This window comes from Achromobacter sp. RW408, assembly GCF_003184165.1.
GTDB lineage: Bacteria > Pseudomonadota > Gammaproteobacteria > Burkholderiales > Burkholderiaceae_B > Achromobacter > Achromobacter xylosoxidans.
The window spans coordinates 2065908-2082298 of record NZ_QHHO01000049.1; the positions used below are offsets into that span (position 1 = coordinate 2065908).

14 protein-coding genes are annotated in these 16391 nt (G+C 69.4%); 7 read left to right on the forward strand and 7 right to left on the reverse strand.

The window, feature by feature from the left end; translation table 11 throughout:
• Window positions 1-68: 68 nt before the first annotated feature.
• Window positions 69-806 (reverse strand): sulfite exporter TauE/SafE family protein, encoded by a 738-nt coding sequence (locus tag DK459_RS28935; RefSeq protein WP_020925518.1) that lies wholly within the window; start codon window positions 804-806, stop codon window positions 69-71.
• A gap of 225 nt (window positions 807-1031) precedes the next feature.
• On the opposite strand from DK459_RS28935, the gene DK459_RS28940 reads away from it, so the two are divergent.
• The 4 genes from DK459_RS28940 to DK459_RS28955 all read left to right on the forward strand — a co-directional run bounded on the left by DK459_RS28940 (window position 1032) and on the right by DK459_RS28955 (window position 5672).
• Window positions 1032-2564, forward strand: coding sequence for a hypothetical protein (locus DK459_RS28940; protein ID WP_006387290.1), 1533 nt, complete (start codon window positions 1032-1034; stop codon window positions 2562-2564).
• Window positions 2565-2682: 118 nt separating this feature from the next.
• A complete protein-coding gene (locus DK459_RS28945; protein WP_054441346.1) occupies window positions 2683-4143 on the forward strand; it encodes an aldehyde dehydrogenase family protein in 1461 nt (486 codons plus the stop codon).
• A gap of 21 nt (window positions 4144-4164) precedes the next feature.
• Window positions 4165-4644, forward strand: a complete 480-nt coding sequence (locus DK459_RS28950) for a heme-binding protein (protein WP_006387292.1) — start codon at window positions 4165-4167, stop codon at window positions 4642-4644.
• 11 nt (window positions 4645-4655) lie between these two features.
• A complete protein-coding gene (locus DK459_RS28955; protein ID WP_070541030.1) occupies window positions 4656-5672 on the forward strand; it encodes a 2Fe-2S iron-sulfur cluster-binding protein in 1017 nt (338 codons plus the stop codon).
• A 21-nt stretch (window positions 5673-5693) separates the two neighbouring features.
• Here DK459_RS28955 and DK459_RS28960 read toward each other — a convergent pair whose 3' ends face one another.
• The 6 genes from DK459_RS28960 to DK459_RS28985 all read right to left on the reverse strand — a co-directional run bounded on the left by DK459_RS28960 (window position 5694) and on the right by DK459_RS28985 (window position 12399).
• Window positions 5694-6131: a universal stress protein gene (locus DK459_RS28960; RefSeq protein WP_024067497.1), complete on the reverse strand. Its 438-nt coding sequence runs from the start codon at window positions 6129-6131 to the stop codon at window positions 5694-5696.
• A gap of 119 nt (window positions 6132-6250) precedes the next feature.
• A complete protein-coding gene (locus tag DK459_RS28965) occupies window positions 6251-7960 on the reverse strand; it encodes an ABC transporter ATP-binding protein (RefSeq protein WP_070541028.1) in 1710 nt (569 codons plus the stop codon).
• Window positions 7957-8841: an ABC transporter permease gene (locus tag DK459_RS28970; RefSeq protein WP_006387296.1), complete on the reverse strand. Its 885-nt coding sequence runs from the start codon at window positions 8839-8841 to the stop codon at window positions 7957-7959. The genes DK459_RS28965 and DK459_RS28970 overlap by 4 nt, the downstream gene beginning before the upstream one ends.
• The gene (locus tag DK459_RS28975; protein ID WP_006387297.1) at window positions 8838-9815 is read right to left on the reverse strand and encodes an ABC transporter permease; all 978 of its coding nucleotides are present in this window, start codon (window positions 9813-9815) and stop codon (window positions 8838-8840) included. The genes DK459_RS28970 and DK459_RS28975 overlap by 4 nt, the downstream gene beginning before the upstream one ends.
• 12 nt (window positions 9816-9827) lie before the next feature.
• Window positions 9828-11516 (reverse strand): ABC transporter substrate-binding protein, encoded by a 1689-nt coding sequence (locus DK459_RS28980; RefSeq protein WP_110135217.1) that lies wholly within the window; start codon window positions 11514-11516, stop codon window positions 9828-9830.
• Between the two features lie 34 nt (window positions 11517-11550).
• The gene (locus DK459_RS28985; protein ID WP_024067501.1) at window positions 11551-12399 is read right to left on the reverse strand and encodes a hypothetical protein; all 849 of its coding nucleotides are present in this window, start codon (window positions 12397-12399) and stop codon (window positions 11551-11553) included.
• A 207-nt stretch (window positions 12400-12606) separates the two neighbouring features.
• On the opposite strand from DK459_RS28985, the gene DK459_RS28990 reads away from it, so the two are divergent.
• The 3 genes from DK459_RS28990 to DK459_RS30885 all read left to right on the forward strand — a co-directional run.
• The gene (locus DK459_RS28990; protein ID WP_006387300.1) at window positions 12607-13848 is read left to right on the forward strand and encodes an SfnB family sulfur acquisition oxidoreductase; all 1242 of its coding nucleotides are present in this window, start codon (window positions 12607-12609) and stop codon (window positions 13846-13848) included.
• Window positions 13849-13851: 3 nt separating this feature from the next.
• On the forward strand, window positions 13852-15066 hold the full coding sequence (locus tag DK459_RS28995; protein ID WP_054442572.1) for an SfnB family sulfur acquisition oxidoreductase: 1215 nt from the start codon (window positions 13852-13854) through the stop codon (window positions 15064-15066).
• 20 nt (window positions 15067-15086) lie between these two features.
• A partial coding sequence (locus DK459_RS30885) for an LLM class flavin-dependent oxidoreductase (protein WP_199234314.1) occupies window positions 15087-16391 on the forward strand: 1305 nt, incomplete at its 3' end.

Consider the following 16391-nt stretch of genomic DNA (forward strand, 5'->3'; position numbering starts at 1 on the left):
CAGGTCTGGCGGAATGGATACAGTCTGCATTGTATTACCGGGATGGGCGGTGGCGGACGCAAGCGGGTTCAACCGGCCCACAGCGCCTTGCCGATCACTCCCAGCGCGCCCACGGCGCAGGCGCCCAGCAGCACGGCGCGCACCGCGCGTGGCGGCAACCGGTGGCGCAGGCGGCCCGACACGGCGAAGCCGGCCAGCAGGAACGGCGCCAGGCTGAGCGCCAGGCCGGCGTGGTAACCGGTGTAGCGCCGCGCCCAGGCCAGCATGGCCAGCGAAAAGAGCGACCCCAGGAACAGCACCATGCCCAGCGTGGCGCGTAGCCGCGGCGGTTCGGCGTGTTGCAGCACCAGGGCGATGGGCGGGGCGCCGACCGAGGTCATGGTGCCCATGATGCCGGACGCCACGCCGGCGCCCGAGACCCGGCCGGGCGTGGCCGCAAAGCGCAGCCCGGCCGCGCTGAGCGCGACCGCGGCCAGGATCAGCGCGGCGAACAGCAGGCCCAGCGTCTGCGGCGCGAAGCGGGCCATGGCGTAGATGGCGATCAGGGTGCCGGCGGCGCGCCCGGTCAGCGCATAGGCGACGGCCCGCCAGTCGATGGCGGCGCGTTCGCGCAGCGCGGTCAGCAGCGAGATGAAGCCGCCCAGCGTCAGCAGGGGGCCGGGGGCGAGCTGGGGAAAGCACAGCGCCGCCACCGGCGCGGCGAACATGGCGAAGCCGATGCCGCCCACGCCCTGCGCCAGCGCGGCGCCGAACACCACCGCCGCCATGGCGGCGTAATGCCAGAGATCGGGTAGGGAAGCCATCATGCCGAATCCGTTCTTTTTGTATACGATAGTCTATTGAAATATCGGCGATGCACCAAACCGGGGCTTGCACCCCAACTTAATGCACTGATTTTTCTCGAATATTCATGGAAATTTCAGGATTATCGCTTTCCCTAGGCGCTGCATATTTCGGTTGGTATGGCAGCAAACGAAATATAGTATACCGCAGTGGCGACCCAACAGCCACGTCGACAAGGGGAATAGCGCATGCAATCGGACGTCGTGCTCAACGCCGCTCACTGGATGTACCTGATCAGCGTCGCCGCGATCATCCTGACGATGATCCTGCGCGCCAACGTGGTGGTGCCGTCGGTGATCGGCACTTTCCTGGTGGTGCTGGCCATCACCGGCAACCCGATCAGCGCGCTGATCGGCATCTTCTCGGCCAGCTTCGTAGCCGCCAAAGAGCTTTTCAACATCTTCCTGGTCATCACCTTCATGACGGCCCTGCTCAACGCGCTCAAGACGCTGCAGGCGGACGTGCGCATGGTGCAGCCGTTCCGGCGGGTGATGCGCGGCGGGCACTCGTCGTTTCTCATCATCGCCCTCTGTACCTACGTGATCTCGCTGTTCTTCTGGCCAACGCCGGCAGTGCCGCTGGTGTCGGCGATCCTGCTGCCCGCGGCCATCGCGGCCGGACTGCCGCCGCTGGCCGGCGCCATGGCGATCGCCATCGCCGGCCAGGGCATGGCGCTGTCTTCGGATTACGTGATCGGCGTGGCGCCGGGCATCAGCGCCAAGGCCGCCGGCGCCGCCGTCAGCGCCGCGGTGGTGGCGGACCGGGCGCTGGTGCTGTCGCTGATCACCGGCGCGGTGGCGCTGACCGCTGCCTACCTGCTGATCCGCAAGCACATCGTGCCGGCCGATGCGGCGCTGCTGTCGGCCTGGCAGGCGCGGGCGCAGGACGGCAGCCTGGCCGAGATCGAGCATTCCGGCTCGTTCGACAAGGCCGAGCTGGCGCGCGGCACCATGGGCGCCAATCCGGCGCTGCCGCGCGGGCCGGGGCTGGACGAGGAGGAGCGGCGCCGGGTGCGCTGGTCGCGGGTGTTCGCGGTGGTGACGCCGCTGGCGTTCCTGGGCGTGATCGCGGTGATGGTGCTGCCGCGCCTGTTCCCGGCGCTGCCCGCGCTGCGCGGCGGCGACGCGGCCGCGCTGGTGGGCGGCGTGGCCTTCGTGGTGATGATGCTGGTGACGCTGGCCGCCGAAGGGCCGCGCAGGATGCTGGACGTGTGCCCCGAGCACGTGACCGACGGCTTCGTGTTCGCTTTCAAGGCAATGGGTTCGGTGCTGCCGATCGCCGGCTTCTTCTTCGTCGGCGCCAACGAGACCGCGGCGCAGATCCTGGGCGTGCCGCAGGCGCAGGCGCCGGGCCTGCTGTTCGAAGTGATCTCGGCGGGCCAGCACCTGATCCCCGAGAACCACTTCCTGGTGGCCTTCGGCGTGCTGCTGGTGGGGATGATCACCGGCATCGACGGCTCGGGCTTCGCCGGCCTGCCGCTGACCGGCACGCTGTCGGGCGCGCTGGGGCCGGTGGTGGGGGTGGATCCGGCGACGCTGGCGGCAGTGGGCCAGATGGGCGCGGTGTGGACCGGCGGCGGCACGCTGATCGCCTGGTCCTCGCTGATCGCGGTGGCCGGGTTCGCGCGGGTGCACGTGCTGTCGCTGGTGCGGGCGCTGCTGCTGCCGGTGGTGCTGGCGCTGTTTGTCTCCACCATCTGCGCCGTCCTGATCTGGCGGTGAGCCCGGCTTGGGGTTTACGCGCATCGCGCCATATTGATTAAAGTATACAATGTTCAGAAATTACCTAAGACGGCCGATTCCCGGGCATCCCGGCCAGCCCGGCAGAGGAAGGACTTCCGTGGACGATCTCTCGCAGCAGGTTTTTCTCAACTACATCGGCGGGGAATGGGTGGCCTGCGCTTCGGGCGTCACGGCGCCCAACCTGAACCCGGCCGACACGTCCGACGTGGTGGGGCGCTTCCAGCAATCGGACGCGGACGACGCCGCCCGCGCCGTGAAGGCCGCCGCGGATGCCTTCGCCGCCTGGCGCGACACGCCGATCTCCAAGCGTGCCGCCATCCTGTTCCGTGCCGCCCAGCACCTGGAAGACCACGCCGACGAGGTGGCGCGCGAGCTGACCCGCGAGGAAGGCAAGGGCCTGGCGCTGGCGCGCGACGAGGTCCTGCGTTCGGCCCAGACCATCCGCTTCTACGCGGTAGAGGGCCAGTCGTTCACCGGCGAGACCTTCGTCAACGACGATCCCGACATGGTGGTCTACAGCCAGCGCGAGCCGCTGGGGGTGGTGACGGTGATCTCGCCGTGGAATTTCCCGATCTCGATCCCGGCCCGCAAGATCGCGCCGGCGCTCATCACGGGCAACACGGTGGTGTTCAAGCCCTCGTCCGATGCGCCGCTGACCGGCTACCGGCTCACCGAGGCCTTCGTCGAGGCGGGCCTGCCGCCGGGCGTGCTGAATTTCGTGACCGGGCCGGCCTCGAAGGTGGGCCAGGCCATCACCACGGCGGCGGCGGTGCGCGCCATTTCCTTCACCGGCTCGACCGCGGCCGGCGAGCAGATCCATCGTGGCGCCGGCCTGACCACGCGCACGCAGATGGAGCTGGGCGGCAAGAACCCGCTGATCGTGCTGGCCGACGCCGACCTGGATCGCGCGGTGGACCTGGCGGTCAAGGGCGGCTTTTCGCTCAGCGGCCAGGCCTGCACCGGCACCAGCCGCCTGCTGGTCGATCGCAAGGTGCTGGCGGCGTTCACCGACAAACTGCTGGCGCGCATGCGCAAGCTGACCATCGGCAACGGCCTGGAGGGCAATTTCGACCTGGGACCGCTGGCCACGCGTAAACAACTCGACACGGTGCTGAGCTACATCGCGGTGGGCAAGCAGGAAGCCACCCACCTGATCGGCGGCGAGCGCCTGGACGGTCCGGGCTTCGAGCGCGGCTATTACGTGACGCCGGCCCTGTTCACGGACGTGACGCAGCAGATGCGGATCGCGCGCGAGGAAATCTTCGGCCCCGTGCTGGCGCTGATCGCGGTGGACGGCTACGACGAGGCCATCGCTTGCGCCAACGACACCGAATACGGCCTGTCCGCGGCCATCGCCACCAGCGACGCGCGCTACGCCCACCGCTTCGCCCGCGACATCCAGGCCGGCACCGTCAAGATCAACCGCACCACCACGGGCAATCTCATCAACGCGCCGTTCGGCGGCCTGAAAAGCTCCAGCACGTCGACGTTCCGTGAATCGGGCCGGGTCGGGCTGGAGTTCTACACGCAGATCAAGACCGTCTACCGCGCCGGCTGACGGCGCCTTCGGAGAACAGACATGAAGCAGATTTATCGCCTGGAACTGGAAGAAGCCCGCGCCATGGTGCGCGCGGCCATCGCCCGCTCGGAGCAGATCGGCGTGCTGGAATCGGTGTGCATCGTCGACGACGGCGGCTATCCGATCGCGCTGGAGCGCATGGACGGCGCCCGCATCACCGGCCCGCAGATCGCCTGGAACAAGGCCTTCACCGCATCCGGGCACAAGCGCTCGACGCACCTGTTCACCACGCCGCCCAATGGGCCGGCGCTGCCCGGCAATGAGGCCTTCGGCATCCAGTGGAGCTTCGAGGGCAAGTTCGCCGCATTCGTGGGCGGCTTTCCCATCGTGGTCAACGACGAGGTCATCGGCGGCGTCGGCCTGAGCGGCGGCAACGGCGAGCAGGACACCCAGGCCGGCCTGGCCGCGTTGGGGGCGCTGGCCGAAATGCTGGAGCCGCGCGGCCTGAAGGTGCTGGTGCAGGCGGACATCAAGAAATAGGCGCTGTCGTCATGGCATACCGTGTCCAGATCCTCGAGACCGGGCAGGCTTTCATGGTCGCGCCGGATGAATCCGTATTGCAGGCGGCCGAGCGCGCCTCGGTGCGGCTGCCGCACGAATGTACCTTCGGAGGCTGCGGCACCTGCCGTATCAAGCTGGCCGAAGGGGTGGTCGACTACGAAGAATTCCCCATGGCGCTGACGCCGGAAGAGGCGGCCCAGGGCTATGCGCTGGCCTGCCAGGCGCGGCCGCGCAGCGATCTGTGCATCAGCGTCGCCAACCCGCGCCAATTCGCCGAGCCGCGGCGCCTGGACGCCACCGTGCACCGCATCGCCGCGCTGTGCGACGACGTCATCCACCTGACGCTGGCGCTGCCGCCGGACACGCCGCTGGACTACGCGCCGGGCCAGTACATGAACGTGGTGTTGCCCGACGGCGCCACCCGCAGCTTCTCGATGGCCTCGGCGCCCGCCGGCAACCTGGTGGATTTCCACGTGCGCCGCATTCCGGGCGGCCGCTACACCGACCAGTGGCTGGGGCAGGCGCGGCCGGGCGCGGCGCTGGAGATCGAGGCGCCGCTGGGCGTGTTCAGCTATCACGAGGAAGATTGGCGGCCGATGATCATGATGGCCACGGGCACCGGCATTGCGCCGATCAAGGCGATCCTGGAATCGCTGCTGGACAATGACGACTGCCCGCCGGTGACGCTCTACTGGGGCATGCGCACCGAGGCCGACCTGTATCTGCGCGAGCAGATCGAAGGCTGGGCTGGCCGGCTGTACGAGTTCAATTTCGTGCCGGTGCTGTCGCGCGCGGGCGCCGACTGGCAGGGCCGGCGCGGCCATGTGCAACAGGCTGTGCTGGCGGACCACGGCGACCTGTCCGAACACGCCTTCTACCTGTGCGGCGCGCCGGCGATGGTCAGCGAGGCGACCACGCTGCTGGCGGGGCGTGGCGCCAGCCTCGATCACGTCTACGCCGACAGCTTCACCTTCCAGCACGCGCCGGCCACGGCGGCGATGCCGTAGGGCGGGCTCGCGCGGCGATCCCTAGCGGAACACCAACACCGGCAGCCTGGTGCGCGCCAGCACGCGCTGGGTCTCGCTGCCCAGCAGGAAGCCCGTCATGCCGTGGCGGCCGTGCGACCCCATCACGATCAGGTCGCAGCCGCGTTGCTGCGCCGTGTCGACGATGGCTTCGTGCGGGTGGTCGTTGACCACCACGGCCGTCTCGCAAGGCACCAACGCGTGGCGCGCCTCGGTCTCCAGGCCTTCCAGGTAGCCGGTGGCGTTCTTGCGCGCCTGGTCGGTGTGCTGGGGTTGGTGGGCGCCCAGCATTTCCGCCTGGTAGACCGTCAGGTGGTCTTCCGGAATGGCGCGCAGCAGGGTGATGGCGGCGTTCATTTCCTTGGCGAAAACGAGCGCCTTTTTGAAGGCCGACTCGGACAGCAGGGAGCCGTCCACGGCGATGAGCAGATGCCTGTACATGTTGCGTCTCCTTTGAGAAAAGGAACGTCCAGCAAGGGCGAATCCAGTATAGGCCCGCCCCTGCACGCAATCCAGTACCGCGTTCGGATGACTGTCCGGCGCCGCCCGCGCCCGCCCTGTCAGGCGCGGCGACGCAGGGTTTCCCCTTCCCCGTCCAGGCCGCGCGGCAGCGCTTCGATCAGGCTGCGCGTGTAGGGATGGCGGGCCTCGCGCCACAGGGTGGCGTTGGGGCCTTCCTCGACGATGCGGCCGGCGTGCATCACCAGCACCCGGTCGGCCAGGTAGTGCACCACCGACAGGTCGTGCGAGATGAACAGGTACGACAGGTTGAACTCGGCCTTCAGGTCGACCAGCAGGTTCAGGATCTGCGCCTGCACCGATACGTCCAGCGCCGATACCGGTTCATCGCAGATCACCAGCGACGGCCGCAGCACCAGGGCGCGGGCGATGCCGATGCGCTGGCGCTGGCCGCCCGAGAACTCGCTGGGGTAGCGCGCCAGGGCGCTCTGTGGCAGGCCGACCGCGTCCAGCATGTGGGCGATGCGGCGGCGCCGTTCCTGGCGATCGGCCACGCGGTGGATGCGCAGCGCCGATTCCAGGATGTCGTTGACCGTGTGGCGCGGGTTGAGCGAGGCGTAGGGGTCCTGGAAGATCATCTGCACGCTCTGGCGGTAGGCGGCCAGGCCGCGCCGGTCCAGGCGCGACGTGTCCTGGCCGCGCAGCAGGACCTGTCCGGCGGCGGGGGCCAGCAGCCGCACCAGGGTGCGTGACAGGGTGGATTTGCCACAGCCGGATTCCCCCACCAGGCCCAGCGTTTCGCCAGGCGCGATCAGGAACGACACGCCGTCCACCGCGTGCTTGGCGCCCTGGGACGTGGCGTAGTCGACACGCAGGTCGCGCACCTGCATCAAGGGCAGGGGATGAGGATCGCCGGCGGTCGGGTCATTGGCCGCGGCCACGCGCGGGGGCGTCACCAGGCCGAATATGGGCCGGCCCGAGGCCGGATCGAGCCGCGAGCGGATTTCCGGCAGGCGTCGCTGGCGATAGTGGGTAGCGTCGTCCAGCCGCAGGGAGGCGCCCAGCAGGCCGCGGGTGTAGGGGTGGCGCGGTCGCGACAGCAACGTGGCGGCAGCGCCTTCCTCGACTTTCTCGCCGCCCACCATCACCGCCACTCGGTCGGCCCAGTCGCCCACCACCGCCAGGTCGTGAGTAATCAGCAGCAGGCCCATGCCGAGTTCCGATCGCAGGTCGTCCAGCAGCCGCAATATCTGCGCCTGCACCGTCACATCGAGGGCAGTGGTGGGTTCGTCGGCCACCAGCAGCGCGGGTTCGCAGGCGATGGCGGCGGCGATCATGGCGCGCTGGCGCTGGCCGCCCGACAGCAGGTGGGGGTAGTCGTCGACGCGCCGCTGCGGCTCGGGCACGCGCACCAGGTCCAGCAGTTCGATCGCGCGTTGCCGCGCGGCCCGGGCCGAGGCGCCGCGATGCAGGCGCAGGGCTTCGCCGATCTGCTGGCCCAGCGTCAGCACCGGGTTCAGGCTCGTCATCGGTTCCTGGAAGATCATGGCGATGCGGTCGCCGCGCAGGGCGCAGCGTTGGCGCTCGGACAGCGCCAGCAGGTCGCGGCCCTCGAACAGGATGCGGCCGCTGGCGCGGGCGTGGCGCGGCAGCAGGCCCAGCAGCGCCAACGCGGTGGTGGACTTGCCGCAACCGGATTCGCCCACCAGCGCCAGGGTCTCGCCGGCGGCGATGCGCAGGTCCAGCGCGCTGACGGCCTGATGGCCGGGGAAGGCCACGTTCAGCCCTTGGATGTCGATCAGTGTGCTCATGGGGAGGCAGTCGGTAGCGGGGCGGCGGGCGCCACGGCGGCGCGCCGCCGCAGCTTGGGATTGAGCGCGTCGTTGACGGCGTCGCTCAACAGGTTCAGGGCAAGCACGGCCGCCATGATGGTCAGGCCCGGCAGGGCGGTCATGTACCAGGCGGTGCGCAGCGCCTCGCGCCCGGCCCCGACCATGCTGCCCCAGCTGACCACGTTGGGGTCGCCCAGCCCCAGAAACGACAGGCCGGCCTCGGACAGGATGGCGTTGGCCACCAGAACGGCGGTGGTCACGATGATGGGCGGCAGGGCGTTGGGCAGGATTTCGCGGAAGATGATGCGGGCGTGGCCGGCGCCCAGCGCCTGCGCGGCGCGCACGAATTCGCGTTGGCGCAGGGTGATGAACTCGCCGCGGGTCAGGCGCGCGATGCCGGTCCAGGAGGTCACGCCCAGCGCGAAGATGATGGTCGACAGCGACGGCCCCAGGATCGCCACCAGCACGATCGCCAGCAGGAAAGACGGCACCGTCTGGAACAGTTCGGTCAGGCGCATCAGCACCGCGTCCACGCGCGGCCCGGCGTAGCCGGCAATGGCGCCCACCAGCAGCCCCAGCGCCAGCGCGATGGCGGCGGAGGCGCCGCCCACCAGCAGCGAGACTCGGGCGCCGTGGAACAGGCCGGCCAGGATGTCGCGGCCCATCAGGTCGGTGCCGGCCGGAAATTCCGCGTCGGTGCCGGGCCAGGTGAAGGGCGCGCCGACCATTTCCAGCGGGTCGCCCGGATACAGCCAGCCGGCCGTGGCGGCGGCGGCCACCAGCAACACCAGCACAGCCGCGCCGATGGCGGCGGAAGGCGCCCGCAACAGGCGCGCCAGGAACTTCAAGGCGTGCTTCATGCTTTCCTCACGCGCGGGTCGAGCAGGCCATAGCAGGCATCCACGGCGATGTTCATCACCGCCACCAGCGCCGCGCTCATCAGCAGGATGCCCAGCAGCAGGTTGACGTCGCGGCTGGCGATGGCCTCGAACGACAGTTGCCCCAGGCCGGGCCAGGCGAACACGGTCTCGACCACGATGCTGCCGCCCAGCAGCGCGCTGCTCTGCAGGCCGAGCATGGTGACCACCGGCAGGATGGCGTTGCGCAGCGCGTGGCGCCAGACCACCCGGCCCTCCCTGTTGCCGCGGGCGCGGGCGGTGCGGATGTAGTCTTCCTGCAGCGTCTCGATCATGGACGCGCGCGACAGCCGCGCGTAGATGGCGACGTAATAGATCGCCACCGTGGCCACCGGCAGCACCAGGTGCCGCGCGTAGTCCAGCCACAGCGCGCCGCCGGTATGGGCGGCGCCGACGTCGCGGATGCCGCCGACCGGCAGCCAGTCCAGGTGCACGCCAAAGCCGACGATCAGCATCAACGCGGTCCAGAACATCGGCGCCGAATAGCCCGCCGTGGCCAGGCCCGACAGCAGCGTGTCCAGCAGCCCGTGCGGCCGCCGCGCCGCCAGCACGCCCAGCAGCACGCCCAATGCCACCGACAAGGCCAGGCCGGTGCCGATCAGCGCCAGGGTGGCCGGCAGGCGGCCGAAGATCAGGTCGGCCACCGGTTCGCCATAGCGGAACGAATAGCCCAGGTCCAGCGAAGCCAGGCTCTTGAGGTAATAGCCGAGCTGCGCCAGCAGGCCCCGGTCCAGCCCGTAGGCCTGGCGCAGCTCGGCCACGTGGGCGGGAGTGATGCCGCTGTTTTCGGCGGCGATCACGTCCACGAGGTCGCCCGGCACCAGCTTGAGCAGGAAGAAGTTGGCCACTCCGGTGGCGGCCACCACGAACAGGATCTGCAGCAGGTAGCGGACGGGACGGGGCAGGCGCGCAAGCATATCGCCGGCCCCTCAGGCCTTGCCGAGCCAGACGTGGGCGAAGTTGTTGCGCGAGTGCGACGAAGCGTCGGTCACGTTGCGCAACTGCTTGTCCCACACGCCGAACCAGCGGAACTCGAACAGGCCGATCAGCGGCAGGTCGCGCTGCGCCAGCCGCTGCAGCTCGTTGTACTGCTCGATGCGTTTTTGCGGATCGGTCTCGACCTGGGCCGCCTCGATGACGCGGTCCATTTCAGGATTGTTGTAGCCGGACACGTTGTACCAGGGCGTGCCACGCGCTTCCGCCTTGCTCCAGTAGCGCGTCTCCACGCCCAGCTGCGGGTCGATCAGCACCGTGCCCCACGAACTGATGAGCTGGAAGTTGTAGTCGGTGAAGACGTTGCGCGTCCAGGTGGCCAGGTCCAGGCCGCGCAGCGTCACGTCGATGCCGATCTTGCGCAGCGCCTGCCGCACGAACTCGCCGGTGCGGCGGTAGTCGTCGCCGAACGGAATGTAGTCGTGCGTCAGCGCGAAGCGCCAGCCGCCGGCGCCGCGCGGGTAGCCGGCCTCGTCCAGCAGTTTCTCGGCCAGCGCCGGGTCGTAGGGATACTGCTGCACGTTGGGGTTGTGGTACGGCTTGACCAGCGACGGCACCGGGCTGACGAAGGGCTCGGCGTAGCCATTCCACACGGTCTTGACCAGCGCCTCTTTGTTGACGGCGTGCGCGATGGCCTGGCGTACCTTCAGGTTCGACAGGATCGGGTCGCGCAGGTTGGTCTCCAGCCACAGCCAGGCGGCAAAGCCGTTGTAGCCGGCGGTGTCCACCGCCAGCTTGGGCAGTTTGGCGAGCCGGGTGGCGTCGGTGAAGGCGACCGGATTGCGCTCGCCATACGAGACCCCGCCCGTCTCCAGCGCGGTGGCGCGACCGGAGACGTCGGGCACGATCTTCCAGACGATGCGGTCCAGGAACGGGCGCTCGGGCTGCCAATAGCGCTCGTTGCGCTCGAGCACGATGTAGTTGCCGCGATTCCATTCCTTGAAGACGAACGGCCCGGTGCCCACCGGTTTGTTGTTGTAGGGATTGTTCTGGATGTCGGTGCCTTCGAACAGGTGGCGCGGCAGGATCGGCGCGCCCAGCGAGTCGATGGCGTTCAGCGCCACCGGCGTGGGCTGCGACAGGTGCAGCACCACGGTGTGGTCGTCGGGCGTTTCGATCCGCTGCAGGTACTGGAACACGCGGCGCGCGCTGGGCGCGTGCTTGAGCCAGACCTCTTCGGCCGACCATTTCACGTCGGCGGCGGTGAAGGGCTTGCCGTCGTGCCATAGCACGCCCTGGCGCAGCTTGAAGGTGAGGGCCTTGCCGTCTTCCGACACGCTCCAGCTTTCCGCCAGGACCGGCCGCGGCTTCAGGTCGGGGCCGTATTCCACCAGGCCGTCGAAGATCTTGCTCGCGACCGCGCCGGTAGGGGTGGAGGAGTTCAGGTAGAAAGCCAGCGTGGGCGGCTCGGGGTGCACCACCGCGTTCAGCACGCCGTCCTTGATCGCGCCGTCCAGCGTGTTCGGCAGGCTCTGCGTGTCGGCATGGGCGGGCGCCATGATCACGTTGGGAAAGAGGGCGCCGACGCCCATCAGCGCGCCGGCGCCCATCAGCCAGCGGCGCAGGGGGTTGACGGTATCCTGCGGCGCGTCGTTCTCGTGCGCCGGGGGCAAGGGCTGGGTCATGCGGATTCCTTCGGTCGTAAGGGGAGCGGCCGCGTCAGGCGGCCAGGCTGGTCAGGGAAGGCAGGTCGTCGGGCGCCACGCGCAGCAGGGTAGCGAGCAGTTCGCGCCGCCAGGCGTCGTACAGCGCCACGTGGTTGCGCGTGTCCAGGCCGGTGGCGCGCAGGTTCAGTTGCCAGGAGTCGCGCAGGTAGGGGCCGAGCAGGCGCTGCACGTCCTCGTCGGCCTGGATCAGGCCCTGGGTCCACTCGTGGCGCTCGCTTTCGTCGGCGCCGGCCAGCTTGCGCAGCCACCATTGCGTGATGCGGATGCGGTGGGCTTCCTCGTCGGGCAGGATGCGGTTCTCGCCGAACTCGCGGTGGCCGAAGTCCAGCACCTTCGCGGTGCGGCGATTCACGAACAGCCGCGCCAGGATGTAGTGCTCGTAGTGGAACTGCCAGGCCAGGAAGTTCTGCCAGTTGCGCAGGGCGAAGCCGCCGACCAGGTCCCAGGCGTCGCGCACGCCCTGCTCGACCTCGGGCCTGGCATCGCGCTCCAGCAGCAGGCTGGCGCGCGCCAGCGAGAATTCGGCGTGGGCCGCGTCATCGCCCAGTTGGCGCGCCAGCGCGAACTGGAAATCGGTGTCGTCGCGGAACAGGCCGGCGATGGCATGTGCCGCCACCTGGGTGATGAACAGATCGTGCACGGTGTTCCAGATCGCGTATTCGCCGGCCGCCTGGCGCTCGGCGGCGGCGGCCAGGTCGCGAGGCGGATCGAGGCGCGCGGCGGGAATGTGCGGCGCGACCGCAAGGCGGATGTCGTCGAACAGGCGCGTTTCCAGCGCGCCGTCGTAATCCAGGGCAATGGGCAGATCCAGTACGGGCATGAAGGCGGCGCGGGTAGTCACGGAAAAGCTCGACTCTAAGCAAGCGCCAAAGCGCGCCGCAAACACTCTTTCGTGATTTGGATATGCCGGCGCCGGAGCTGCTAACAGTAGGGACGAAAGGGGGGGCGGCGCATATACCGATTCCAAATATCCGCATGAGAAATCCGTCCTTCCAAGCGGCGTGGCGGGCCGATAGGCTGCTTCTTTCCCAACTGTCCGCACCCACCCATGCCGCAAGCCGCGAGTTCCTCCCTCCCGATCGATGACGACGAGGCTCCGCGCGTGGTGCCCGCCGCCCGCATCCGCAGCGACGGCGAGGCTATCGAAGCCGCCCAGGCGCTGGCGGCGGATTTCGCCCAGGGCGCGGCGCACCGCGACCAGACGCGCAGCCTGCCGTGGCGCGAGATCGAGCGCTACTCGGCCAGCGGGCTGGGCGGCATTACGGTGCCGCGCGAGTACGGCGGCGCCCAGGTATCCCATGTGACACTAGCGGACGTGTTCCGCATCCTCAGCGCGGCCGACCCGTCGCTGGGCCAGATCCCGCAGAACCACTTCGGTTCGCTCAACCTGCTGCGGCAGGTCGGCACTCCGGCGCAGAAGCGGCGCTACTACGAGGGCGTGCTGGCCGGCCGCAGGCTGGGCAACGCCGGGCCCGAGCGCCACACCCGCCATGCGCGTGACGTGCAGGCGCGGCTGGTGGCCGATGGCGACGGCTATCGCTTGTCAGGCCGCAAGTTCTATTCCACCGGCGCGCTGTACGCGCACTGGATCCCGACCAAGGCGCTGGATACCGAGGACCGGCTGGTGACGGTGCTGCTGGAACGCGGCGCCGCCGGCCTGACGGTGGTGGACGACTGGTCCAGCTTCGGCCAGCGCACCACCGCCAGCGGCACCGTGCTGTTGGACAACGTGCGGGTCGAGGCGGACAGTGTGTTGCCGGCCTGGAAACTGCAGGAGACTCCCGCCTTGCAGGGGCCGTTCGCGCAACTGATGCAGGCCGCCATCGACGCCGGCATTGCCGAGGCGGCCCTGAACGACACCGTGAAATTCCTGCGCGAGCGTGCCCGTCCCTGGGCCGAGGCCGGCGTCGAACGCGCCACGCAGGACCCCTATGTGATCGGCGACGTCGGCCGGCTGTTCATCGACCTGCACGCGGCGCAGGCGGTGCTGGCCGAGGCCGCGGCGCACCTGGATGAAGCCACGCCGCGCGCGCTCGGTGCCGACGACGTCGCCGCCGCCTCGATCGCGGTGGCGCGGGCCAAGGCGCTGACCACCGAGATCGCGCTGGCGGCCAGCGAAACGCTGTTCGAGCTGTCCGGCGCCCGTGCGTCGTTGGCGGAGTTCAACCTGGACCGCCATTGGCGCAACGCCCGCACGCATACCCTGCACGATCCGGTGCGCTGGAAGTACCACGCGGTCGGCGACTATCTGCTGAACGGCCGCCGTCCCAACCGTCATTCCTGGATCTGAGCGATGACCGACACAGCCATTTCCACCCTGGCGCCGCGACGCGCCGCCATCATCGGCAGCGACGGCGAGGCAATCGCGGTGGCGCGCGAGCTTGCCGCAGACTTCGCCCGCGAAGCCGCGCAGCGCGACCGCGAGCGCCGCCTGCCGCTGCCGGAGCTGGAGCGCTATTCGCAATCGGGCCTGTGGGGCATCACCGTGCCGCGCGAGCACGGCGGCGCCGGCGTGTCGCGCGTGACGCTGGCCGAAGTGACGGCCATCATCTCCGGCGCCGACGGCTCGCTCGGGCAGATCCCGCAGAACCATTACTACGCGCTGGAAGTGCTGCGGGTGAACGGCAACGCCGACCAGCAGCGCCGCTTCTACGCCCGCGCCCTGGCCGGTGAACGCTTCGGCAATGCGCTGGCCGAAATCGGCACGCGCACGGCGGCCGAACGCCGCACCCGCCTGTCGGCCGACGGCGGCGGCTGGCGCATCAACGGCAGCAAGTTCTATTGCACCGGCGCGCTCTATGCGCAATGGATTCCCACCGCGACCGTGGGCGAGGACGGCCTGCAGCGGCTGGCCTTCGTGCGCCGCGACAGCCCCGGCGTGGAGGTGATCGACGACTGGTCGGGGTTCGGCCAGCGCGTGACCGGCAGCGGCACCGTGCTGTTCCAGGACGTGGCCGTGCCGGCCGAGGACGTGATGGTGCTGGTCGATCCGGCCGCGCCGCCGAACACCATCAAGCCGCTGGCGCAGATCATCCACGCCGCCATCGACCTGGGCATCGGCCAGGCCGCGCTGGCGGACGCGCTGGATTTCGTGCGCAACCGCTCGCGGCCGTGGATCGACGCCGGGGTCGAGCGCGCCGCCGATGATCCCTTGACCATCAGCGAGTTCGGCCGCTTGTCGATCCGCCTGGACGCGGCCCGCGCGCTGGTGGCGCGCGCCGGCCGCATCCTCGACGCCGCCACCGCCGACCCGCAACCTCGCCTGGTGGCCGCCGCCGCCATCGCCGTGGCCGAGGCCCGCGCCCTGACCACCGAATCGGCGCTGGCCGCCGGCACCAAGCTGTTCGAACTGGCCGGCACGCAAGCCACGCTCGATCAGCTGAACCTGGACCGCCATTGGCGCAATGCGCGCACCCATACGCTGCACGATCCGGTGCGCTGGAAGCGCCACGCGGTCGGCAACTACTACCTGAACGACGCCGCGCCCGGCCGCGTCGGCACCACCTGATTCCCTCGGAACGGCACGCCATGGCGAAGAAGCAGATCCTCCTGAACGCGTTCAACATGAACTGCGTCGGCCACATCAACCACGGCCTGTGGACCCACCCGCGCGATACCTCGACGCAGTACAAGACGCTGGACTACTGGACCGACCTGGCGCGCCTGCTGGAGCGCGGCCTGTTCGACGGCCTGTTCCTGGCCGATATCGTCGGCGTCTACGACGTGTACCAGGACTCGGCCGACCTGACGCTGCGCGAGTCGATCCAGCTGCCGGTCAACGACCCGCTGCTGACCGTCTCCGCCATGGCCGCCGCCACCCGCCACCTGGGCTTCGGCGTGACGGTGAACCTGACCTACGAGTCGCCCTACCTGCTGGCGCGCCGCTTCTCGACGCTGGACCACCTGACCGACGGCCGCATCGGCTGGAACATCGTCACCGGCTACCTGGAAAGCGCGGCGCGCGCCATGGGCCTGTCGGAACAGATCGCGCACGACGAACGCTACGACCGCGCCGACGAGTTCCTGGAGGTGGCCTACAAGCTGTGGGAAGGTAGCTGGGACGACGACGCGGTGCGCGCCGACCGGCGCGCGCGTGTCTACGCGGACCCGGCCGCCGTGCGGCGCATCGATCACGAAGGCAAGTACTACAAGGTCCAGGGCTACCATCTTTCGGAGCCGTCGCGCCAGCGCACGCCGGTGCTGTACCAGGCCGGCTCCTCGGGCCGCGGCCAGGCCTTCGCGGCGCGCCACGCCGAATGCGTGTTCGTGTCGAGCCAGACCAAGGAAGGCCTGCGCAAACTGGTGGCGGGCGTGCGCGAATCGGTGGCGCGCGAGGGCCGCGACCCGCGCGACATCAAGTTCTTCATGGGCGTGACGGCGGTGGTGGGACGCACCGAGGCCGAGGCGCGCGAGAAGCACGCGGAGTACCTGCGCTACGCCAATCCGGAAGCGGGCCTGGCCCACTACGCCAGCTCCACCGGCATCGACTTCTCGCGCTATGCGGCGGACGAGCCAATCCGCTACGTGAAGAACAACGCGATCGAGTCAGCGGTAAAGAACCTGACGGTGGCGCGCACCGACCGCACGGTGCGGGATCTGTTGGCCGACATGGCGCTGGGCGGACGCTATCCGGCGCTGGTGGGCAGCGCGTCGCAGGTGGCCGATGAGCTGGCATCGTGGGTGGAAGAGACGGACATCGATGGCTTCAACCTGGCGAGGACGGTGACGCCGGAGTGCTATGCGGATTTCGTGGATCTGGTGGTGCCGGAGTTGCAGGAGCGAGGCGTGTACAAGACGGCTTATGCGGAGGGGACGTTGCGGGAGAAGTTGTTC

Excerpts from the sequence above, each read along its gene's own strand:
- DK459_RS28935 (WP_020925518.1), bottom strand. The coding sequence starts at position 806 with ATGATGGCTTCCCTACCCGATCTCTGGCATTACGCCGCCATGGCGGCG.
- DK459_RS28940 (WP_006387290.1), top strand. The coding sequence starts at position 1,032 with ATGCAATCGGACGTCGTGCTCAACGCCGCTCACTGGATGTACCTGATC.
- DK459_RS28950 (WP_006387292.1), top strand. The coding sequence starts at position 4,165 with ATGAAGCAGATTTATCGCCTGGAACTGGAAGAAGCCCGCGCCATGGTG.
- DK459_RS28955 (WP_070541030.1), top strand. The coding sequence starts at position 4,656 with ATGGCATACCGTGTCCAGATCCTCGAGACCGGGCAGGCTTTCATGGTC.
- DK459_RS28960 (WP_024067497.1), bottom strand. The coding sequence starts at position 6,131 with ATGTACAGGCATCTGCTCATCGCCGTGGACGGCTCCCTGCTGTCCGAG.
- DK459_RS28965 (WP_070541028.1), bottom strand. The coding sequence starts at position 7,960 with ATGAGCACACTGATCGACATCCAAGGGCTGAACGTGGCCTTCCCCGGC.
- DK459_RS28970 (WP_006387296.1), bottom strand. The coding sequence starts at position 8,841 with ATGAAGCACGCCTTGAAGTTCCTGGCGCGCCTGTTGCGGGCGCCTTCC.
- DK459_RS28975 (WP_006387297.1), bottom strand. The coding sequence starts at position 9,815 with ATGCTTGCGCGCCTGCCCCGTCCCGTCCGCTACCTGCTGCAGATCCTG.
- DK459_RS28980 (WP_110135217.1), bottom strand. The coding sequence starts at position 11,516 with ATGACCCAGCCCTTGCCCCCGGCGCACGAGAACGACGCGCCGCAGGAT.
- DK459_RS28990 (WP_006387300.1), top strand. The coding sequence starts at position 12,607 with ATGCCGCAAGCCGCGAGTTCCTCCCTCCCGATCGATGACGACGAGGCT.
- DK459_RS28995 (WP_054442572.1), top strand. The coding sequence starts at position 13,852 with ATGACCGACACAGCCATTTCCACCCTGGCGCCGCGACGCGCCGCCATC.